This is a genomic window from Streptomyces sannanensis, assembly GCF_039536205.1.
In the GTDB taxonomy this organism is placed as follows: domain Bacteria; phylum Actinomycetota; class Actinomycetes; order Streptomycetales; family Streptomycetaceae; genus Streptomyces; species Streptomyces sannanensis.
In genome coordinates this window covers 5,594,216-5,613,393 of record NZ_BAAAYL010000001.1, presented here as the reverse complement: position 1 = coordinate 5,613,393, position 19,178 = coordinate 5,594,216, and the positions used below count along the sequence as shown (strand labels likewise).

Sequence of the window (19,178 nt, the reverse complement as noted above, 5' to 3'; positions counted from 1 at the left end):
GAGACGGCTCGCCGCCCGTGAGGACGGCGAGCCGTCGAGGTGGGGGCCGAAGGAATTCACTGGCCTGCTCTCGTCGTGTGTGGGCCCCGCACCCGATCGTGGGGATTCCCAGTGGACCCCGTAGGTGGGATGCCGTCGGGCCCATCACTCGCGAGGGTCGGTGGTGAGCGGGAATCCTCCGCTGCCGCCGCCCCGCATGTCCTCCATATCGAGCGGGTCCGCGTCGGCCCGGACGGCATGGATATCGAACCCTCCCTGGCCTGCGGGGGCGTCCTCGGCGGCGCTGATCCGGTACTCCACGGTGCGGGTGCCGTGAGGGGGCAGGTCCCGCGCACCGGAAGCGCCGGTCAACGGCTGGTAGTCGTTGGCCATGACCAGCTCGACGGGGTGCCAGTCGCCATCGGGGGCCTCACGTCGTTCCACCGTCAGCTTGGGCGGCCGCTCGCCCGCGTAGTTCCACTCGACCTGCGCGGAGAGCGCGATGTCGCGGAGTTCCTTGCCGGTGGTGTTGCAGAGCTTGACGAGGACGGTCTGCGGTTCGCCGCCGGGATGGACGGTGATGCCTTCGCGCGGGCTGGCGACCGTGGTGATCTGGTAGCCGTTGCTCTTGTCGACAGCGGTGAGCTTTGGGCAGGGCTTGCCTTGGAAGGCCGCGAAGCCGGGGTTCGGCGAGCTCTTCGTGGCCGCCGGAGGGCTGTGCGTCCGCGTCACCTGCGCCGAAGCTCCGGGCGAGGGGTTGCCCTTGTCCCCGTCTGCCGAGGCTGACGGCCCCTCGCAGGCAGTGGTGAAGACAATCACCGCCCCCGCGGCGGCGACGGCGGATCTGGCCCAGCGCCTGTCTGCGTGCACGGATGCCCCTTCTCGTGGATGCCTGGTTGGTGATCATGATGCCTGAGGGCCGCTCATGGTTGCGCTGCGGGGAAAGTGCCGTGACCGCCTCAACGGGAGCGGACGGGCCCGCCTGACCATCGGGTGGGACACGTCGGCGCCGTGCTCCTCGATCAGCCGGTGGAAGATCCGGGTGACCGTGTGCCGCTGCTTGCGCGCGCATCCAGGTCGGCCCAGAGAATCCTGTCGATCACCGCCTTGCACGGATCCAGCGTCGACAGCCGCGGCGGAAGCCTCCGCGCGGCTCCGGCCAAGCGGAGTCCAGGGCCCTGCGCACCGTCCGCCAGGCGGCCCGGCTGCCGGCCCTTGACGCCGTCGAGCCCGCGGCTCAGCCGCAACCTGATCGGTGGAGGGTCCTGCTGGACCCTGCCGGCCACCCGTTCTGCATCTCCACCCTGGTCTGAGCATGATCGGCCGACTGATGACCATGACCGCGCGCCCGGGCAGGGGCGGTGAACTGCCGCCGTCCTGCTAAGGGTCGCGGAGAGGCCGCGCGGCTTCCCGGGCTGCGAGATCTACCTGATCAGCCAGGACACAGCCGACCCGGATACGGTCCACGTCACCGAGGCCTGGAGGGACGACGCCGGCGCACAGGCCGCCCTCGCCGCTCCGCCTCCCGCCGACGGCCCAGCCCCCGCCGACGTCCTCGCCCTGCTGTCGGCCCCACCGCACCGCGCGGACCTCACCGTCCTAAACGGGGTGTGCGTCGCGACCGATGGCCGACCCTGACGCGGCTGCGTCGCGGCCGGTCAGTGCACCAGCAGGTCGATCACACCCGTCAGGTCCTCCTCGCCGCCGCCCTCGGCCAGACGGCGGCGCATCAGCTTGAAGTAGGGGCTGAGCAGTTCCGGGCTGACGCCCTGCTGCTCGGCGGTGCTCAGAAAGGTGGGCGTGCCGGCCACCTGCATGGCGAGGTTGGAGACGACGCCCTTGGTGTAGTCGCCGCTCCGCAGCCGATCGGCGGTCTGGTGCACTGCCGGAGCCATCGCGACGAGCCAGTCTGCGAGCAGCGGGGCGAGCGACGCCGGGGCGATGTCCTCCTTGCGGATCAGGGCGAAGGCGTGCGCGGCCCCGGCGAACATCCCGTACATGGCGCTGAGCAGGGCCACGTCGTACAGGGCCGCGAAACCGGCGTCCGCGCCGACGTAGGTGGTGCCGGCCGGGACCTCCAACGTCTCCCGGTGCCGCTCGAACAGCTCCCGCGAGCCGCTGTAGAAGACGTAGCCGCCGGCCTCCGGGACGCCGATCATCGAAGGGACAGCCATGATCCCGCCGTCCAGGTAGCGGGCGCCGCGCTCACCGGCCCACTCGGCGCGGGCACGAGCCTGGGCAGGGGTGCTGGTGGTCAGGTTGACCAGGTCCCGGCCAGCCAGGTCGGCGCCGGTCAGCGCCTCGCCGACCGAGGTGTCGTCCAGCAGACAGACGACGACCAGGGTGTTCGCGGCGACCGCCTCGGCGGCGCTGTCCGCGACCCTCGCACCCTCGGCGGCGAGCGCCGCGGCGCGGGCCGGGGTGCGGTTCCAGACGGTGAGCGGATGGCCGGCGGCAAGCCAGCCACGGGCCAGCGCGGTGCCCATCGCGCCGAGGCCCAGCAGTGTGACGGAGGTCTTCTCAACAGTGTTCTGTGCCATGCCGATTAGGCTGGTCGCAGGCCCGGGAGTGATCAAGTACGCACTTCGGAGTGGGTGGTTACGCCGGGGTGAGCGAGCAGGTCAGAAGGGGTAAGCATGACGACGCTGAACCGGCCGGGCGCACCAGACGGACACGTCTGCGGGATCGACATCGCGATGGAGGTAATCGGCGGCAAGTGGAAGGTGCTGATCCTCTGGGCGCTCCACGAGCACCCCCACCGCCGCTTCGGCGAGCTGCGCCGGCTGCTTCCGGGCATCACCGAGAAGGTGCTCGCCTCCCACCTGCGCGAGATGGAGGCGGACGGCATCGTGCACCGTGTCTCCTACGACGAGGTCCCGCCCCGCGTCGAGTACTCACTGACCGAGAACGGCAGACGCCTCAACAACGCACTCCAACCGCTGGCCGCCTGGGGACGCGAGCGGCGGACCGGTCGACGGCCGGAGAAGAAAGCGGGCTAGTGGCTCGTCACGCATCCTTGGCCGGGTAATCGACCCTGCTCTCGCCGACCAGCAGACTGTCTCCAGGGCTTGATCTTGGAGGTGGTCGTGGGGCGTCGACCGAGTGTGTTCGTCCGGCCGGCCACGATGGACGAGGGCCAGAAACTGCAGCGGATCAGCCGGACCGCGAAGGACCCGGCGAGGCACTGGGCCACGCGGTGCACCACGTAGGCGGGCCGGGCGCTGGTGATATGCGCGGCCAGGTCGATGAGGCGAGAGCCCCTGCCCCGCGTCTGGGAGGCCCACCAGGACAGGTACACCGGGTCGATCGGAAGGCAGTGGCCGTTCGGTGGTCCTGGTGACAACAACTGCCCCTGTGTTCCTTCCACTTCGTGATCATGTCACCGGTCTGCGACAGCCATGTCCCGGAACGAAGACGCCGGATCTCCTCGGCTCACAGACCCCTCATAGTGATCAAGCAAGCACCAAGAAGCCGAAACCGCTTCGACCTCAACCACTGATTACCAAGGGGATTTCATGTCCGGCAACCGTCGCAAGGCCTTTCTCGTCTCCACAGTCCTCGTGGGCGGCGCCATGCTGATGACGGCGTGCCAGGACTCGGGCGCGGCCACGGACACTGGCGCCGGGAAGGGTTCTTCGTCCGCCACTACGACCGGCAATGCGGACACCCCGTCCGGCTCGTCGACCGCGGGTAGTAACCAGGGCACCGGCAAGGGAACCGACGCGAAGGGCAAGGGAACCGCGGCCAGCTCCGGCTCCGGCTCCGGCGCCGGCGCCGGCGCCAACACCGGCAACGGCGGGCGGGAGCCGGTCGGGCAGAGCTGCGGCGCCAACGACATCTCCTGGAGCACCAGGTCCGAGACCCAGGCCGGCGGATACATCCTGATCATCGCGAAGGCGAAGTCGGGGATCACCTGCTACCTGCCCGCCACGCATCCGACCGTGGCGTTCGGATCCGACGGCACCGAGGCGGGTCCCGCGGAGCAGGCCACCGGCAAGCAGATCAAGCTGAGCGGGAGCACCGCCGCCTACGCCGGGGTGAACCCGAAGACCACCAACACAAACGGTGGCAAGGAACTGGGCAGCATCATCGTCGCCGTCGGCGACAACGACCCCAACCCGGTTTCCCTGCCGGTCGGCACCATCACTGTCGAGGACCCGATCGTCACCAACTGGCACACCGCCCCGGCGGACGCCGTTCCCTTCAGCTGAACGGACCGCAGCTCGTGATCCATGCTGGTGACGCGCGGCGTGCCGACCTGGTGACAACCGCCGTGCTTTGCCTGATCGAAGCCGCAGGTCAATGGACGTCAAGGGTGACAACTAGTGCTGTATCAGGCAACGTTTGCCCTGTTTTGACTGCTCCCCTCCCTGAAGGGAGGGATTCCCTCCTTCAGGGCTGACGGGGGATTCCTGGCTCAGGCTGCCTCTGGGAGCAGCGCTCCCGGAGGTCTTAGCCTTGATCCACCGACGTGGTCTGAAAGTGGTCTTCTGACTGATCCTGAGCCCGTTTCGGGATGGTCGTTGGGCTTGGGCAGCGTGTAGCTGCTGGTCTGCCCAGCGTTTCCACGTGTTCGGTTCCGGTTGGGCCCTGGCGGGCGGGGTGGGCAGGGGCGGTTCGGGTCAGCCGGCTGGTCCGTGGATGGTGTCGAAGAGGTGTGTCCAGGCGTGCTGCCAGGGCCAGTTGTGGGGCAGGTGCAGGGTGATGCGTCGCGCTGAGCGGGCAATCCTGGCGGGGACGTGGACCAGGTGGGCGCGGAGGGTGGCGGTGGTGGCCTTGGCGTGGAAGGCGGAGGTCAGTGCGCCGGTGGCCCGCAGCAGGTTGTAGGCCACGGCCCACAGAGTGAGCCAGGCCGCGTTGGCGTTGAAGTGTCCGGAGGGCAGGTGGGCCAGGGCTGAGGCCTTGCTGTCCGCGATGACTTGTTCGACAACGGCATGGTGGCGGTGTTCCCGCTCGGCTTGCAGGGTCTGGGCGGGGTTGTCGGTGATGAACGGGTGGTAGCGCCAGACCGGGAACAGTTCGCCCTGCTCACCCACGACGGCGGGCTTGGCCAGGTCACGGACCCGGCGCACGATCAGCCGGGCCGTGACCTGCTCCGCCTTCTTGCGGCTGGCGAACGCGGTGTAGGCGGGTATCTCGGCGACTTCGGCGTCTGAGATGAGCTCGCCGGTTTCGGGGTCGGGCACGGCGGTGGGATAGGTGATCTGCTGCCATGCCTGGTCGGGGATGCTGTGGACGGCCCGTTTGATGGAAGGGTTCATGCCGGTGGTGATCGAGAAGTGGGATCCGGCCCGGCGGCAGGCGGCGATCACACCGGCGTTGTAGAACTGCGAGTCCGCGCGCAGGATGCGCATGCCGGTGCAGCCGGCCTCGGCGGCGGTGGCCAGGGCTTCACTGACGAACTTCGGGGCGCCGCGGGAGTCGGCGGACTTGCCGCGGCGCATCCGGACCCCGGCGATCACCGGGCGGGAGCGGGGGGTACAGATCGTGGCGAGCAGGGGGTGCAGGGTGCGGACGCCCTTGAACCGGCCGTACTCGGCGCCCTGTTTGGCGCGTCCGTAGACCCGCTTGTGGGTGGAGTCGACATCGATGAATGCCTTCTCGGCGGAACCGGGCAGCAATGGGGTGTGCGTGGCCAGTGCGGCCAGGAATCTGCGGTGCACGGCGTGGAGCTGGAGTGCGTGACCGTGGGTGAAGGCGCGCAGGAACGTGCCGAGCGTGGACGGGGCACGGATGCCGCCAAACAGGGTCGGCATCGCACCGTGCCGCAGGACGTCCAGGTCGTCGATGCTGTCCGCGCCTGCGACCATGCCGGCCACGATGCTGGTGACCTTGGCGTCCGCTGCGGCACCCGCGCTGTTCTTCGCCCCGGTCAGCTTCACCTTCTCCGCCGCCAGACGGGCAAGCCCGCACCGCTCGGCCAGCCGCATCACCGGGACCAGCCCGGCATACGCGACCAGATTCGTGTCGTCGAACGCGGCGGACACCGCCGACGCGGCATGGGAAGATTGCATCTCGCGGGTGTTCTCTTGCTCTGTGGATGTGGAACCGTAGGAAGTCCCATCATCCCAGCTCAGAGGGCATCCGCGTCTACATGTCCAAGCCCTGAACCGGCTATTGCTCGGTGGATCAAGGCTTAGGCCCTCGGCGCCAGCCGGGTTCAGACCTGCCCGGACGAGCATCACGCGGGCGGAGTTCTTGTCTCTGGGGGAAACGGCTCCGCACGTGGTGCAGGTGTAGGTGCGCTCGGACAGCGGCAGTGCGTGCTTGGTTCTCGCTCCGCACGATGCGCAGTCCATGGTGGTGTGCGCGGGATGCACGAGACGGATGTCCCGCTCGTGCTTGCGGCCCATCTCGATCAGGGCCTTCTTGGTGGCGCCGATCGCGGCGTCCGCCGCCTTGCGCGCCATCGAGGACTTGGCGAGGAACTTCGGCCGGAAGTCCTCGACGGCGATGGCGTCGTGGTCGGTCACGGCCTTCTTCGCCCACTTGCGGCCGGTGTCCTGCCGCTGCCGGGCGATCTTCGCGTATGTCCTCGCCCGCCACTTCCTCGCCTCGCGGTAGCCCTTCGAGGCGGCCTGCCCCTTCTTCGGTCTGCGGCGGGCCGTCATCCGGTCGTACCGGGTCAGCTCGGCCTGGGCCTTGCGGCCGTGCTGGGCGTGCGGGAGGTCGTGGGCGTCGGAGGTGGTGGTCGCGGTCTCCTTCACGCCCCAGTCCACGCCGAGCACCCGGCCGGTCCGAGGCAGCGGCTGCACCTCGGCGGGGACCACGAACGAGCAGTACCAGTGCCCGACGCCGTCCTGGTACACACGCACCGAGGAGGGTTGGGCGGGCAGCTCCCGCGACCAGACCACCGTCAGCACGATCCCGCCCGCCAGGTGCAGGCGATCGTCCCTCAGCCGGAACCCGCGCCGGGTGCAGTTCAGCGTCGGCAAGGCCTCGCGCTTCTTCTTCCACTTCGGCATCCCGGCCCGCTGCCGCTGAGGCAGGCGTTCCCGGATGTCCTTGTGCGCCTTGGCTCGGGACTTACCGAAGTCCCGGATGACCTGCTGCTGTGCAACGCTGGAGCCCTCGCGCAGCCACGGCGTACGCTCCCGCGCCTCGGTCAGCATCCTGTCGAGCTGCGCCGGGCCACAGGTCCGCTTCTCGCCCGTGGTCTTGTTGTGCACGTGGACGGCCTTGGACTTCGCGACGCACTCGTTCCAGATCCACCGGCACCGGTCCCACTCCGCCAGCAGCGCCGCCCGGGCGGTCGACGACACACGAAGCCGGTACGTGTACCGGGCGTGCCCGGCCTCGTCGACTTCACCTGGCGTCATCATGACTCCAACGTAGCGTCATGATTCTTTTCTCACTCCGGATTCCGGCAGACCTACACGAACGAGTGGTCGCCCAGGCCACCGAGGACCGGCGGTCCCTCAACTCCGAGATCCTCCACCTCCTGGAGGTCGCCCTCACCACTCCCCGGGCGGACGCCGGACCGCCCGGCGTCTCCTGCCCCGCTACGCGGGAAACCGGATACCTCCCCGGCCTGAAGGCCAGGGCATCCTCCGGGAATCCCGGTGACTCGCCGCCTGGGTGACCGCTCGGGCTGCTCCGGGCCATCAAGCTGTGTCTTCCTCGGTGGTCAGGCCCTCGATCGGGATGCCAGTCCCGGCCGGGGCCGACGCATGTATGGGGTTGTCAAGGCCGAGCTTGCCTCGCCGAACCGCTTGCGCGCCAGGGCTGTTGAACGGGATCACCCATGAGGGTGACGGGCCTGGGTGGGGTGGGGTTGGTTCTTTTCCAGGGTTCTTTGGGCTTTTGATGTCCCGCAGCCCCAGGGCTTGGACCGCCGGAGCCCACCTTTCCGGGCTTCGGTGCGGGCGCCTCAGGGCGCGATGTCCAGCTCTGCCCACACTGTTTTGCAAGGGGCCGGACCCAGTACGACACCCCAGCGGTCGGCGAGCGCCTCGACGAGCAGGAGCCCGTGCCCTGACTCGGCGCCGCCCTCGGTGCGCGGGCGGATGGCCGGGAGGCGTTCCGCGCGGGAGTCGGTGACCTCGATACGGAGCGTTGCCGTCTCCGTAACGCCGATCGTGAGGCGGAAGTCCCGGCCCGGTACGAGCCCGTGCAGCACGGCGTTCGCCGCCAGCTCGGCAACAATCAGTGCCGCGGTCTCGAGCGGCAGTCCCCAGGAGCGCAGTTGCTCGGTCGCGAGCAGACGGGCCAGACGAGCACCCCTGCGGGTGGCGGAGAGCAGCACGGTGAACTGCCGGGCGGGAGCGGAAGGCTCGATTCGGGTGATTTCTCGGTTCACGTCACTCAGCGTGGCCGGGGCTGACTAGCCTGAACAGTAGCGACGCGTGTACGGACAGTGGCTGTCCGGTTGCGAACGGGCCTCGTCCGGGCTGTACGGCGTCGGGCACAGGCACGTCGGAGGTGGGCTCGCATGAGCGTGGGCAGCGGCGGTACAACGACGGACGGGTGGGACCCCGGCCTGGAGGACGACTCCGGTGCGGTGATGAAGGCGGTCGGCCGTCAGATCAAACTCTGGCGGGAGGCCGCCGGTCTGCGACAGGCGGAGTTCGGCGCGGCGATCAGGTACAGCGAGGAAATGGTCTCCTCCGTGGAGCGGGGAAGGCGGGTACCGAAGCCCGAGTTCCTGGACGCAGCGGACGAAGTCCTGGGTGCAGGCGGGAAGATCGCTGCGATGAAGGGCGACGTGGCGGAGGCCCGGTACCCGAAGAAGGTACGGGATCTGGCGAAGCTGGAGGCGGAGTCCGTCGAATTGGGTTCATACGTGAATACAGTCGTCCATGGCCTTCTTCAGACCGAGGAGTACGCGCGGGCGTTGTTCGGTCTCCGGCGGCCGGCCTACGAGGAGGATGAGCTCGAACGCCTCGTGGCGGCGCGCATGGCTCGGCAGTCACTCTTCGAGCGACGTCCCGCACCCCTGCTGACTGTCGTGCAAGAAGAGGCAGCCCTGCGACGTCCGGTCGGGGGCAAAATGGTGCTGCGGCGCCAGCTCGAACACTTGCTGGAATTCGGGAAGTTGCGACATGTCGAAATCCAGGTGATGCCCACGAATGCGGAGGAGCATGCTGGACTCGCCGGCTCGCTTCAACTACTGAAGCTCAAGGACGGCTCCACGCTCGGACATGACGAGGTCCAGCTCACGAGCCGGGTGATCTCCGATCCAAGGGAGGTCCAGATCCTTGAGATGCGTTATGGAATGATCCGGGCCCAGGCTCTCACGCCTCGGGAGTCGCTGGCCTTCATCGAGAAAGTACGGGACGAGACATGACTCTCAAGCCCTCAGCCGGGGACGCTTCCGCGGTGGAGTGGACCAAGAGCAGCTACAGCACCAACGACGGCCCCAACTGTGTCGAGGTAGCGTGGCTCAAGAGCAGCTACGGCACGGCCGACGGCCCTTCGTGCGTCGAGATCGCGACGGCCCCCGGCACTGTCCACGTCCGCGACTCCAAGAACGTCCAGGGCCCTCAGCTCGCGATCACGCCGACGGCGTGGACCGACTTCGTGACGTACGCGTCCACGAACTGACCCACAACCACCCGCGCCCCGCGCCCGGTTGATGCCGGAACCGGGGCGCGCTGGCGGGGCAGTACCAGAACAGAACGCCGCCGAGCGGGTCGGGCGCCCGGCGGGCAGCGGGCCTCGTCAGGCGACCGAGCCGATGTTGCGGACCGCGTCCGGCCCGTCGTGGTGGATCGGCGTGCGCGCACCCGTCAGCGCGACCCCACTCCCCCCGCGTCGGTTCGCCACGATCTCCGCGGCGATCGACAGCGCGGTCTCCTCGGGCGTACGCGCGCCCAGGTCGAGGCCGATGGGGCTGCGCAGCCGGGCGAGTTCCAGCTCGGTGACACCGACCGCGCGCAGTCGCCTGTTGCGGTCCTCGTGGGTGCGGCGGGAGCCCATCGCGCCGACGTACGCGACGGGAAGCTTCAGGGCGAGTGCGAGCAGGGGCACGTCGAACTTGGCGTCGTGGGTGAGGACGCACAGGACCGTACGGCCGTCGACATCGGCCGACGCCAGGTACCTGTGCGGCCATTCGACGGCGATCTCGTCCGCCTCGGGGAAGCGGGTCCTCGTGGCGAAGACGGGGCGGGCGTCGCACACGGTGACGTGGTAGCCGAGGAACTTGCCGACCCGTACCAGCGCCGAAGCGAAGTCGATCGCGCCGAAGACGATCATGCGCGGGGCGGGGACGCTCGATTCGACGAGCAGGGTGAGCGGCTGTCCGCAGCGCGAGCCGTCCTCGCCGATGACGACGGTGCCGGTGCGGCCCGCGTCCAGCAGGGCGGCGGCTTCGGCGGCCGCGGTGCGGTCCAGTTCGGGGTGGCCGCCGAGGCCGCCCTCGTACGTACCGTCCGTACGCACCAGCAGTGCGCGGCCCGTCAGTTCGGCCGGCCCGCCGGTGATCCGCGCGAGCGCCGCCGCCTCCCCTCCCGCGGCGGCGGCCAGCGCTGCCGCGAACACCTCCCTGGCGGGAGAGTCGGTGCGTATCGGCGTGACGAGGATGTCGATGGTTCCGCCGCACGTCAGACCCACGGCGAACGCGTCCTCGTCGCTGTAGCCGAAGCGCTCCCCGACGGTTTCGCCGTCCTCCAGCGCCTGCCGGCAGAGGTCGTAGACGGCGCCCTCCACGCAGCCGCCGGAGACCGACCCGATCGCCGTGCCCTCGCTGTCGACGGCGAGGGCCGCTCCCGGCTGTCGGGGCGCGCTGCCTGCGACGGCCACCACGGTGGCGACGGCGAAGTCACGTCCCTGCTCGACCCACCGGTTCAGCTCCTCGGCGATGTCCAGCATGTCGGTCTCCTCAGAAGGGGTGATGGATGCGTGGAGGGCCCTGCGCGGCAAGAACGCCGGAGACGCTGAGTCCGGCAGCCAGAAGGAGCGGGAAGGTTCACAGGGGCATCCGCATCGGACTGTGGGATGGGGGAAATCGAGCCGGCGCACGACCTGGGGGGGGCGGCCCGAGACGGACTGGCACTACTGGTACGGCTGTTGCTGCGCGGACCGCGAGCGGTGCGGTACGTGGCGTGGGGGACAGAAGCTCCGGGCGGCGGTCCCGCGGAAGTGTGACGTTCCCTGGGGGGCACGCCGCCCGGAGAGCCCGAGAGAGCTCAGAGCGTGCCGGTGAGGTGCTCGGGGCGCACTGGCGTCTTGTTGAGCTCGAGACCCGTCGCGTTCCGGATCGCCGCGAGGACGGCCGGAGTGGACGACAGGGTCGGTGCCTCACCGACACCGCGCAGACCGTACGGCGCGTTCGGGTCGGCGAGTTCGAGCACGTCGACGGGGATGGTCGGCGTGTCGAGGATCGTGGGGATCAAATAGTCCGTGAAGGAGGGGTTGCGCACCTTCGCGGTCTTCGGGTCGACGATGATCTCCTCCATGACCGCCACGCCGAGGCCCTGGGTGGTGCCGCCCTGGATCTGGCCGACGACGGACAGCGGGTTGAGCTGCTTGCCGACGTCCTGCGCACAGGCCAGCTCGATGACCTTGACCAGTCCGAGTTCGGTGTCCACCTCGACGACCGCGCGGTGCGCGGCGAAGGTGTACTGGACGTGGCCGAAGCCCTGACCGGTGACCAGGTCGAGGGCCTCGGTCGGGCGGTGGCGCCACTCGGCCTCGATCTCGACGGTCTCGTCCTCCAGCACGTCCACCAGGTGGGCGAGAACCTCGCCGCCGTCGGTGACGACCTTGCCGTCCTCGAGCAGCAGCTCGGCGGTGGCCCAGGCGGGGTGGTACGAGCCGAACTTGCGGCGGCCCAGTTCCAGGACTTTCTCGCGGACCAGCTCGCAGGAGTTCTTCACCGCGCCACCCGTGACATACGTCTGCCGGGAGGCGGACGTGGAACCGGCGGAGCCGACCCGGGTGTCGGCCGGGTGGATGGTCACCTGGTCGACACCCAGCTCCGTGCGGGCGATCTGGGCGAGGACGGTGACACCACCCTGGCCGACCTCCGCCATGGCGGTGTGCACCATGGCGACCGGTTCTCCGCTGATGACCTCCAGAAGCACGCGGGCGGTGGAATAGTCGTCGAAGCCCTCGGAGAAGCCGACGTTCTTGATGCCGACCGCGTAGCCGACGCCCCGTACGACGCCTTCGCCGTGCGTGGTGTTGGACAGGCCGCCGGGCAGGGCGCGGACGTCGGCGTCACCGCCGGCGACCTCCCACTGGCGCTCGGGCGGGAGCGGGCGGGCCTTGACGCGGCGGAGCAGCTCGGCGACCGGGGCCGGTGAGTCGACGACCTGGCCGGTCGGCATGACCGTGCCCTGCTCCATGGCGTTGAGCCGGCGGAACTCGACCGGGTCCATGCCCAGCTTCGCCGCGAGCCTGTCCATCTGTGCCTCGTACGCGAAGCACGCCTGGACGGCACCGAAGCCGCGCATGGCGCCGCACGGCGGGTTGTTGGTGTAGAGGGCGATGGCTTCGATGTCGACGTTGTCCACGACGTACGGGCCGACGGACAGCGAGGACGCGTTGCCGACGACGGCCGGGGAGGCCGAGGCGTAGGCACCGCCGTCGAGCACGATCCGGCACTTCATGTGCGTGAGCTTGCCGTCCTTGGTGGCGCCGTGCTCGTACCGGAGCTTCGCCGGGTGACGGTGCACATGACCGAAGAAGGACTCGAACCGGTTGTAGACCATCTTGACCGGCTTGTTGGTCCGCAGGGCCAGCAGGCAGGCGTGGATCTGCATCGAGATGTCCTCGCGGCCGCCGAAGGCACCGCCGACGCCGGAGAGCGTCATACGGACCTTCTCCTCGGGCAGGCCGAGGACGGGGGCGATCTGGCGGAGGTCCGAGTGCAGCCACTGGGTGGCGACATAGAGGTCGACGCCGCCGTCCTCGCCGGGCACGGCCAGGCCGGACTCGGGGCCGAGGAAGGCCTGGTCCTGCATGCCGAAGACGTATTCGCCCTCGACGATCACATCGGCCCTCTTACGGGCCTCCTCCACGTTGCCGCGGATGATCGGCTGGCGGTGCAGGACGTTCGGGTGCGGAACATGACCGGCGTGGTGGTCGGTGCGGCCCGGGTGGAGCAGCGGAGCGTCCGGCGCGAGGGCGGAGGCCTCGTCGGTGACGACCGGAAGCTCCCTGTAGTCGATCTTGATTTTGGCGGCCGCGCGGCGGGCGGTTTCCGGGTGGTCGGCGGCGATCAGGGCCACCGGCTCACCGTGGTGCCGGACCCGGCCGTGGGCGAGGACCGGGGTGTCCTGGATCTCCAGGCCGTAGTTCTTCGTCTCGGCAGGCAGGTCGTCGTAGGTGAGCACGGCGTGGACGCCGGGCGTCGCGAGCGCCTCGGAGATGTCGATGTTCCCGATCTCGGCGTGGGCGACGGTGCTGCGAAGCGTATGACCCCAGAGCATGTCCTCGTGCCACATGTCGGAGGAGTACGCGAACTCACCGGTGACCTTGAGGGTGCCGTCCGGTCGGAGCGTGGACGCGCCGATGCCGCCCCGGTTGTGGTTCTGGGTGACCTTGGTGGGCGTACCCGCCGGAGCGGTGCGTGTGTTCTGTGCCATCGTCAGACCGCCTGTCCCTGGCGGGCGGCCGCGAGGCGGACCGCGTCGAGGATCTTCTCGTAGCCGGTACAGCGGCAGAGGTTGCCGGAGAGCGCCTCGCGGATGTCCGCGTCGGAAGGGGAGGCGTTGCGCTCCAGCAGCTCGTCGGCCGCGACCAGCAGACCCGGGGTGCAGAAGCCGCACTGCACGGCGCCGGCGTCGATGAACGCCTGCTGGATCGGGGACAGCGGGGTGCCCTCGCCGGTCTGCGAGTCGGTGCCCTGGGCGCTCCACTGCTGGGCGTCCTGGAGGGAGGTGCCGCAGGCGCCCGTGGCGCATCCGCCGTGCTCGGCGCGCTGCTGGGCGTAGTCGGCGAGGCCCTCGACGGTGACGACCTCGCGGCCCTCGACCTGTCCGGCCGCGACGAGGCAGGAACACACCGGGACGCCGTCCAGGCGGACCGTGCAGGAACCGCACTCACCCTGCTCGCACGCGTTCTTGGAGCCGGGGAGGCCGAGGCGCTCACGCAGGACGTAGAGGAGGCTCTCGCCCTCCCAGACGTCGTCGGCGGTCTGCTTACGGCCGTTGACCGTGAAATTCACGCGCATGTCAGGCAGCTCCTTCAAGCGTGCGGCCGGCGCCGCGGTACTGCTCCCAGACCCAGCCGAGCTGACGGCGGGCCATGATGCCGACGGCGTGGCGGCGGTACTTCGCGGTGCCCCGCACGTCGTCGATCGGGTTGCAGGCGGCCGAGCACAGGTCGGCGAACTGCTTGGCGACCGCGGGGGTGATGATCTTGCCGTTGTCCCAGAAGCCGCCCTCCTCCAGCGCCGCGTTCAGGAACTCCTCGGCCTCGCGGGCCCGGATCGGGGTGGGCGCCGCGGAGCCGATGCCCGTCCTCACGGTGCGGGTCCCGGGATGCAGGGCGACAGCGAAGGCGCACACCGCGATGACCATCGCGTTGCGGGTACCGACCTTGGAGAACTGCTGCGGGCCGTCCGCCTTCTTGATGTGGACGGCCCTGATGAGCTCGTCCGGGGCGAGGGCGTTGCGCTTCACACCGGTGTAGAAGTCGTCGATCGGGATGTACCGGGTGCCGCGCACCGACTCGGCCTCGACCTCGGCACCCGCGGCGAGCAGGGCGGGGTGGGCGTCGCCGGCCGGGGAGGCGGTGCCGAGGTTGCCGCCGACGCCGCCACGGTTACGGATCTGCGGGGAGGCGACCGTGTGGGAGGCGATCGCGAGGCCCGGCAGCTCGGCACGCAGGTGCTCCATGATCCTGGTGTAGGGAACGGAGGCGCCCAGCCGGACGTTCTCGTCACCTACCTCCCACTCCTCCAGCTCACCGATGCGGTTCAGGTCCAGGAGGTATTCGGGCCGGCGGTGATCGAAGTTGATCTCGACCATCACATCGGTGCCACCCGCGATGGGCACAGCGGTGGGGTGCTCGGCCTTCACGGCGAGCGCCTCCTCCCAGCTGGCGGGGCGAAGGAAGTCCATGAGTGGCTCTCTTCTTCTGATTCGGGGTCGTTCGTTCGCCGGGGAGGGATCCGGAGGGCGGGCCGGTCCACATGAGGCGTTCCTGTGGTGTTCACGTGGTGTGACCCAGTACACAGGCCATGGTCCGCCCGGTGCAGTCACCGAAACCATGAAGGCGTTGGCTGGTCCGCATCCGTGTCTTGTAGATTCGAACGAAAGCGGGGCTCAATCGCCTCGCATGTTTCCCTGAAAACAATTGATGCTGTCCAACGGCACCATCGAGACAGATCGGCGGCAAGAAGATGCGGCTGCGCGCACTCCTGGAAACCGAGGCGCTGGGCCTGCGGCTGCTCGGCGGCGAGGAAGAACTCGATCGCACCGTGCGCGGCGTGATGACGACCGACCTTCGGGATCCCAGCCGCTATCTCTCGGGCGGCGAGCTGGTCCTCACCGGCCTGGCCTGGCGGCGTACGCCTGAGGACTCCGAGCCCTTCGTACAGATCCTGGCGGGCGCCGGTGTGGCCGGCCTCGCATCGGGCGAGGCCGAGCTCAGCACCATCCCCGATGATCTGCTCGAGGCGTGCGCCCGGCACCGGATGCCGCTGTTCGCCGTGAACGAATCCGTCGCTTTCGCCACGGTCACCGAGCATGTGGTGCGTCAGGTGTCCGGCGAGCGCGCCGGTGACCTGGCGGCGGTCGTGGACCGCCACCGCAGGCTGATGACCTCCGGCCCGGCAGGCACCGGACCCGAGGTGGTCCTCGACCTGCTCGGCTCCGACCTGGACCTGAAGGCCTGGGTACTCTCCCCCGCCGGCCGGCAGATCGCCGGGGCGGGCACCGAGCTGCCGCCCGGCACCGGTGCGCTGCTCGCCGGGGAGCACTTGGCCGCCACCCGCACCGGACGCCGCGGCCCCTACCGTACGACCGTGCGCGGCACCACGTATTCGCTGTTCCCGATCCGGAACGCCGAAGCCGCACGCGCCCATGCGCCGGTCTCCCAGGACATACGCGAGACGGTTCTCTCCGACTGGCTGCTCGCCGTCCAGGCGGATGCGGGCGACTGGCCCGCGGCCCGGCTGGACCTGCTCCAGGGCGTCACCCAGCTGATCGCCGTCGAACGCGACCGACGCGACGCGGCCCGCACGGTACGGCGCAGGCTCGCCCAGGAGGTCCTGGAACTGGTGCAGACCGGCGCCGCGCCCGCCGAGATCGCCGCCAGGCTGCGCATCGCCGCCCCCGTGCTCCTGCCCGGCCTCGGCGCGGCACCGCACTGGCAGGTCGTCGTGGCCCGCGTCGACTGGAACCGCGACGGGGCGGAGACCGCGTCCGGACCGACAGCGCAGTCGCTGCTGGAGGAGATCCTGGTCGACCCGGCCGCCACCGGCGGCGAGTCCGTCGACCGGATCGCGGTCGCCCACACGGGCGACGAGGCGATCGCGCTGGTCCCCCTGCCCGCCCTGGGCACCGGCACCGAGGCCGAAGGCGGCTCCGGCGCCGCCGTGCTGCACGCCGACACCCTGCTGGTCGCCGTCCGCGCCCCGCTGTCCGCGGGCCTCGCCGGGGACGGACGGCTGACCCTCGGCGTCAGCGCACCCGTGCACTCCGCGGAGGGGCTGCGCGGCGCCCTTGAGGAAGCCCGGCACGCCCGCCGCGTGGCGGCCGCCCGCCCCGGTGAGGTGTGCGCGGCCGGCCACCATGAGCTGGCCTCGCACGTCCTGCTGCTGCCGTTCGTCCCCGACGACGTACGGCGCGCCTTCACAGCCCGGCTGCTCGACCCGCTGCACGACTACGACCGCCGCCACCGCGCGGAGCTGATCCCCACGCTGGAGGCGTTCCTGGACTGCGACGGATCGTGGACCCGCTGTGCGGCACGGCTGCATCTGCACGTCAACACCCTGCGTTACCGGGTGGGCCGGATCGAGCAGCTGACCGGCCGTGATCTGTCGCGCCTGGAGGACAAGCTGGACTTCTTCCTGGCGCTCAGGATGAGTTAGCCTCCCTGTTTCGCTTCGGGTGGCTGAGCCGGTCTGATCTCGCTGAAGCGGTGGTTTTGGTTGCTCGTGGCCGGGTGGGCATGGCCGAGGCCCGACGCGTGGGTCGGGTGCTCCGGTTTCCTCAGGTTGTGGGTGGGCAGGTACGGGTGCCGCGGTTCAGGTGGCCGGCCGTGGCAGGGCCGCCAGGCGGGCGAATGCGCTGGTCAGTTCGTGCCGCCAGGGCCAGGTTGCGAAGATGCGCTTGGGCTGCGGGGATGCCACTGACGGTCTCGGCGGCCTGCAGCCAGGCGACCCTCCCGGGCGGCGGCGCGGGCCGTGCGCAGTGCCGCAGTGCAGTGGGGTCGATACCGGCCAGCAGCCGCCACGCGGTCGGGGTGGAGGCCACCGGGCCGAACACCTCGGCCTGGTCGCGCAGCAGGGATTCGCTTTTCACATCAAGATCCGGACACTGCGACAAGTGAAACGCGCACGCTAACCCCTGCTGTCCCGCAGGCGGCCTGAACGCAGAAACCTCACAAGAGTCCGGCGGCCTGCCGAAGCTTTGCCCGATCGTCAGGGCTGATCAGTTCCTCCGGCAGCATGGCCACCACGGTTGCCCGGGCCTCCGGTGGGCACCCCCGGGCAACTCCTGGTCGTGGAGGCCGCGTTGTCAGAGGCAACCCATAGTCTGCGATCAAGACAGTGGCGGTGAGGCCAGAGCGCCGAACCGCTCTGCTCGCCATGCCTTCTGCGGAGCTCGCAGAAGTCCTACTGGAGGGGACGATCCCACTTGCGCATAAAACAGTTCGCCGAAAGGACAGCACTCTCCGCCGCCCTGGGCCTGACGCTCCTCGGCTTCGGAACTACCACGGCCGCCGCGGACACCAGTACCTCACTGCCGATCAGCTCGTATCGACACATGGCTGTCGACGGAGCCCATCAGCAGGTGTTCCTCAGTGACCCGTTCGGTGGCAACGTTCTGGTGACCGACTACACGGGCCAGGTCGTGAAGCAGATCAGCGGCGAGGCCGGCGCGTGGGGCCTCGCGCTTTCCAGCGACTCCAGAACGCTGTACGTGGCACTCCGGGACGCCGGTGCGATCGCCGCAATCGACACCGTCACACTGCAGGAGACCGCCCGGTACGACACCGGCACCGGCGCAGGCGTCTACGCCGGTCCGACCTCGCTGGCGCTGGCCGGGGGGAAGATCTGGTTCGGCTACAGCACCGACACGTGGCACGGCGCCCTCGGCTCCCTGGACCTGAGCGGCGCCGAGCCGGTCGTCGAGCGGGGCCAGGGCCTCGACACGTTCCGAGGCGCGCCCCGCCTGGCCGCCGCGCCACAGGATCCGGACACCCTCGTCGCCGCCGAGTCCGACGGCAACTACGCCGCCCTTGCGGTGTACGACGTGAGTTCCGGCCAGGCCGACGCACAGGCCAAGCGCGTCAATCCAGGGCCGGACGGGTGCGCGAGCCTGCAGGACCTCGCCTTGGCACCGGACGGCGGGCGGGTTGTGGTCGCCTGCGCCTCGCCCTATTACCACCAGGCGTTCCGCACCGCCGACCTGTCGGACGACGGCCGCTACACCACCAGCCACTACCCCAACGCGGTGGCCATCTCCCCCGACGGCACGATCGCGGCGGGCGTCGACGGCGCCCACTCCCCCGACGTCCACCTGTTCACGCCGGGCGACTCCGCTGCCTTCAAGACCTGGGACTTCCCGGCGTCTTCCCCCTACACCACCAATACCCTCCAGTCCGCCGGTCTGGCCTGGGCTCCGGACGACAGCAGGGTTTTCGCGGTCACCAAGGACAGCAGCTCCTCGTCCCTGACGCTGCAGGTCCTGGACCACCCGCAGGTTGCCACCACGGTCACCGTGCAGGAACCCGCTTCGTCGCCCCGGAACCACGAACTCACTCTCACCGGAAAGCTCGAAGCGGCCGTGGGGTTCGGCGCAGGAAACACCGTCGACATCTGGCGGCTCGACGACCCCTTGGCGGGTGAGGGCACGCTGATCGGGTCCGCGACCGTCGCCGCGGACGGCACGTTCCGCTACACCGACCGTCCAAAGGCCAAGGGCGATGTCCAGTACACCGTCCAGTATGCGGGCGACGCGCGGCACGCCAGTGCCTATGGCTCCGCCGTGGTCAACATCACCTCCGACTGAACCCCCTCCACATCGTGAAGCCCCCCGGCCGGTCACGGCTGAGGGGCTTCGGCATCCGGGCCGTGGCCGTTC

Annotated in this window: 17 protein-coding genes and 2 pseudogenes; 9 read left to right on the top strand and 10 right to left on the bottom strand. The window is 69.8% G+C overall.

Going from position 1 to position 19,178, the window contains the following annotated elements; all coding sequences use genetic code 11:
- Positions 1-144: 144 nt before the first annotated feature.
- Positions 145-849: a hypothetical protein gene (locus ABD858_RS26190; RefSeq protein WP_345041912.1), complete on the bottom strand. Its 705-nt coding sequence runs from the start codon at positions 847-849 to the stop codon at positions 145-147.
- A gap of 332 nt (positions 850-1,181) precedes the next feature.
- Here ABD858_RS26190 and ABD858_RS26185 point away from each other — a divergent pair.
- Positions 1,182-1,292 (top strand): annotated as a pseudogene (locus ABD858_RS26185) (VOC family protein); the annotation flags it as partial.
- Positions 1,293-1,356: 64 nt separating this feature from the next.
- A complete protein-coding gene (locus ABD858_RS26180) occupies positions 1,357-1,617 on the top strand; it encodes a putative quinol monooxygenase (protein ID WP_345044877.1) in 261 nt (86 codons plus the stop codon).
- A gap of 20 nt (positions 1,618-1,637) precedes the next feature.
- On the opposite strand, the gene ABD858_RS26175 is transcribed toward ABD858_RS26180, so the two are convergent.
- Entirely contained in the window at positions 1,638-2,519 is an 882-nt protein-coding gene (locus ABD858_RS26175; protein WP_345041910.1) for an NAD(P)-dependent oxidoreductase, read from the bottom strand.
- 96 nt (positions 2,520-2,615) lie between these two features.
- Here ABD858_RS26175 and ABD858_RS26170 point away from each other — a divergent pair, with 96 nt between their 5' ends.
- Together ABD858_RS26170 and ABD858_RS26165 are read left to right on the top strand one after the other, a co-directional pair.
- The gene (locus ABD858_RS26170; RefSeq protein ID WP_345041908.1) at positions 2,616-2,978 is read left to right on the top strand and encodes a winged helix-turn-helix transcriptional regulator; all 363 of its coding nucleotides are present in this window, start codon (positions 2,616-2,618) and stop codon (positions 2,976-2,978) included.
- Positions 2,979-3,494: 516 nt separating this feature from the next.
- The gene (locus tag ABD858_RS26165; RefSeq protein WP_345041906.1) at positions 3,495-4,190 is read left to right on the top strand and encodes a DUF4232 domain-containing protein; all 696 of its coding nucleotides are present in this window, start codon (positions 3,495-3,497) and stop codon (positions 4,188-4,190) included.
- Positions 4,191-4,601: 411 nt separating this feature from the next.
- Here ABD858_RS26165 and ABD858_RS26160 read toward each other — a convergent pair whose 3' ends face one another.
- Complete coding sequence (locus ABD858_RS26160) at positions 4,602-5,993, bottom strand: IS1380 family transposase (protein ID WP_345044874.1); 1,392 nt, start codon at positions 5,991-5,993, stop codon at positions 4,602-4,604.
- Positions 5,994-6,119: 126 nt separating this feature from the next.
- Positions 6,120-7,301: pseudogene (locus ABD858_RS26155) on the bottom strand (RNA-guided endonuclease InsQ/TnpB family protein); the annotation flags it as partial.
- 17 nt (positions 7,302-7,318) lie between these two features.
- On the opposite strand from ABD858_RS26155, the gene ABD858_RS26150 reads away from it, so the two are divergent.
- A complete protein-coding gene (locus ABD858_RS26150) occupies positions 7,319-7,561 on the top strand; it encodes an Arc family DNA-binding protein (protein ID WP_345041904.1) in 243 nt (80 codons plus the stop codon).
- Between the two features lie 288 nt (positions 7,562-7,849).
- On the opposite strand, the gene ABD858_RS26145 is transcribed toward ABD858_RS26150, so the two are convergent.
- Complete coding sequence (locus ABD858_RS26145) at positions 7,850-8,278, bottom strand: ATP-binding protein (RefSeq protein WP_345041901.1); 429 nt, start codon at positions 8,276-8,278, stop codon at positions 7,850-7,852.
- A gap of 204 nt (positions 8,279-8,482) precedes the next feature.
- On the opposite strand from ABD858_RS26145, the gene ABD858_RS26140 reads away from it, so the two are divergent.
- Positions 8,483-9,265 (top strand): helix-turn-helix domain-containing protein, encoded by a 783-nt coding sequence (locus ABD858_RS26140; protein WP_345044871.1) that lies wholly within the window; start codon positions 8,483-8,485, stop codon positions 9,263-9,265.
- Positions 9,262-9,522, top strand: coding sequence for a DUF397 domain-containing protein (locus tag ABD858_RS26135; RefSeq protein ID WP_345041899.1), 261 nt, complete (start codon positions 9,262-9,264; stop codon positions 9,520-9,522). Before ABD858_RS26140 ends, ABD858_RS26135 begins: the two co-directional genes overlap by 4 nt.
- A 117-nt stretch (positions 9,523-9,639) precedes the next feature.
- On the opposite strand, the gene ABD858_RS26130 is transcribed toward ABD858_RS26135, so the two are convergent.
- From ABD858_RS26130 to ABD858_RS26115, 4 genes are all read right to left on the bottom strand, one after another.
- On the bottom strand, positions 9,640-10,788 hold the full coding sequence (locus ABD858_RS26130) for an XdhC family protein (RefSeq protein ID WP_345041897.1): 1,149 nt from the start codon (positions 10,786-10,788) through the stop codon (positions 9,640-9,642).
- Between the two features lie 317 nt (positions 10,789-11,105).
- On the bottom strand, positions 11,106-13,508 hold the full coding sequence (gene pucD, locus ABD858_RS26125) for a xanthine dehydrogenase subunit D (RefSeq protein ID WP_345041895.1): 2,403 nt from the start codon (positions 13,506-13,508) through the stop codon (positions 11,106-11,108).
- A 2-nt stretch (positions 13,509-13,510) separates the two neighbouring features.
- Entirely contained in the window at positions 13,511-14,095 is a 585-nt protein-coding gene (locus ABD858_RS26120; protein WP_345041892.1) for a (2Fe-2S)-binding protein, read from the bottom strand.
- Position 14,096: 1 nt separating this feature from the next.
- Positions 14,097-14,987: an FAD binding domain-containing protein gene (locus tag ABD858_RS26115; RefSeq protein WP_345041890.1), complete on the bottom strand. Its 891-nt coding sequence runs from the start codon at positions 14,985-14,987 to the stop codon at positions 14,097-14,099.
- 281 nt (positions 14,988-15,268) lie between these two features.
- Here ABD858_RS26115 and ABD858_RS26110 point away from each other — a divergent pair, with 281 nt between their 5' ends.
- Positions 15,269-16,960 carry a PucR family transcriptional regulator gene (locus tag ABD858_RS26110; protein WP_345041888.1) on the top strand — a complete coding sequence of 564 codons (1,692 nt, stop codon included), beginning with the start codon at positions 15,269-15,271 and terminating at the stop codon, positions 16,958-16,960.
- 121 nt (positions 16,961-17,081) lie between these two features.
- Here the strand turns inward: ABD858_RS26110 and ABD858_RS26105 are convergent, their stop codons facing one another.
- Positions 17,082-17,393, bottom strand: a complete 312-nt coding sequence (locus ABD858_RS26105; protein WP_345045110.1) for a hypothetical protein — start codon at positions 17,391-17,393, stop codon at positions 17,082-17,084.
- 465 nt (positions 17,394-17,858) lie between these two features.
- Between ABD858_RS26105 and ABD858_RS26100 the strand changes: the two genes are divergently transcribed.
- The gene (locus ABD858_RS26100; RefSeq protein WP_345041886.1) at positions 17,859-19,106 is read left to right on the top strand and encodes a YncE family protein; all 1,248 of its coding nucleotides are present in this window, start codon (positions 17,859-17,861) and stop codon (positions 19,104-19,106) included.
- Positions 19,107-19,178: the final 72 nt, after the last annotated feature.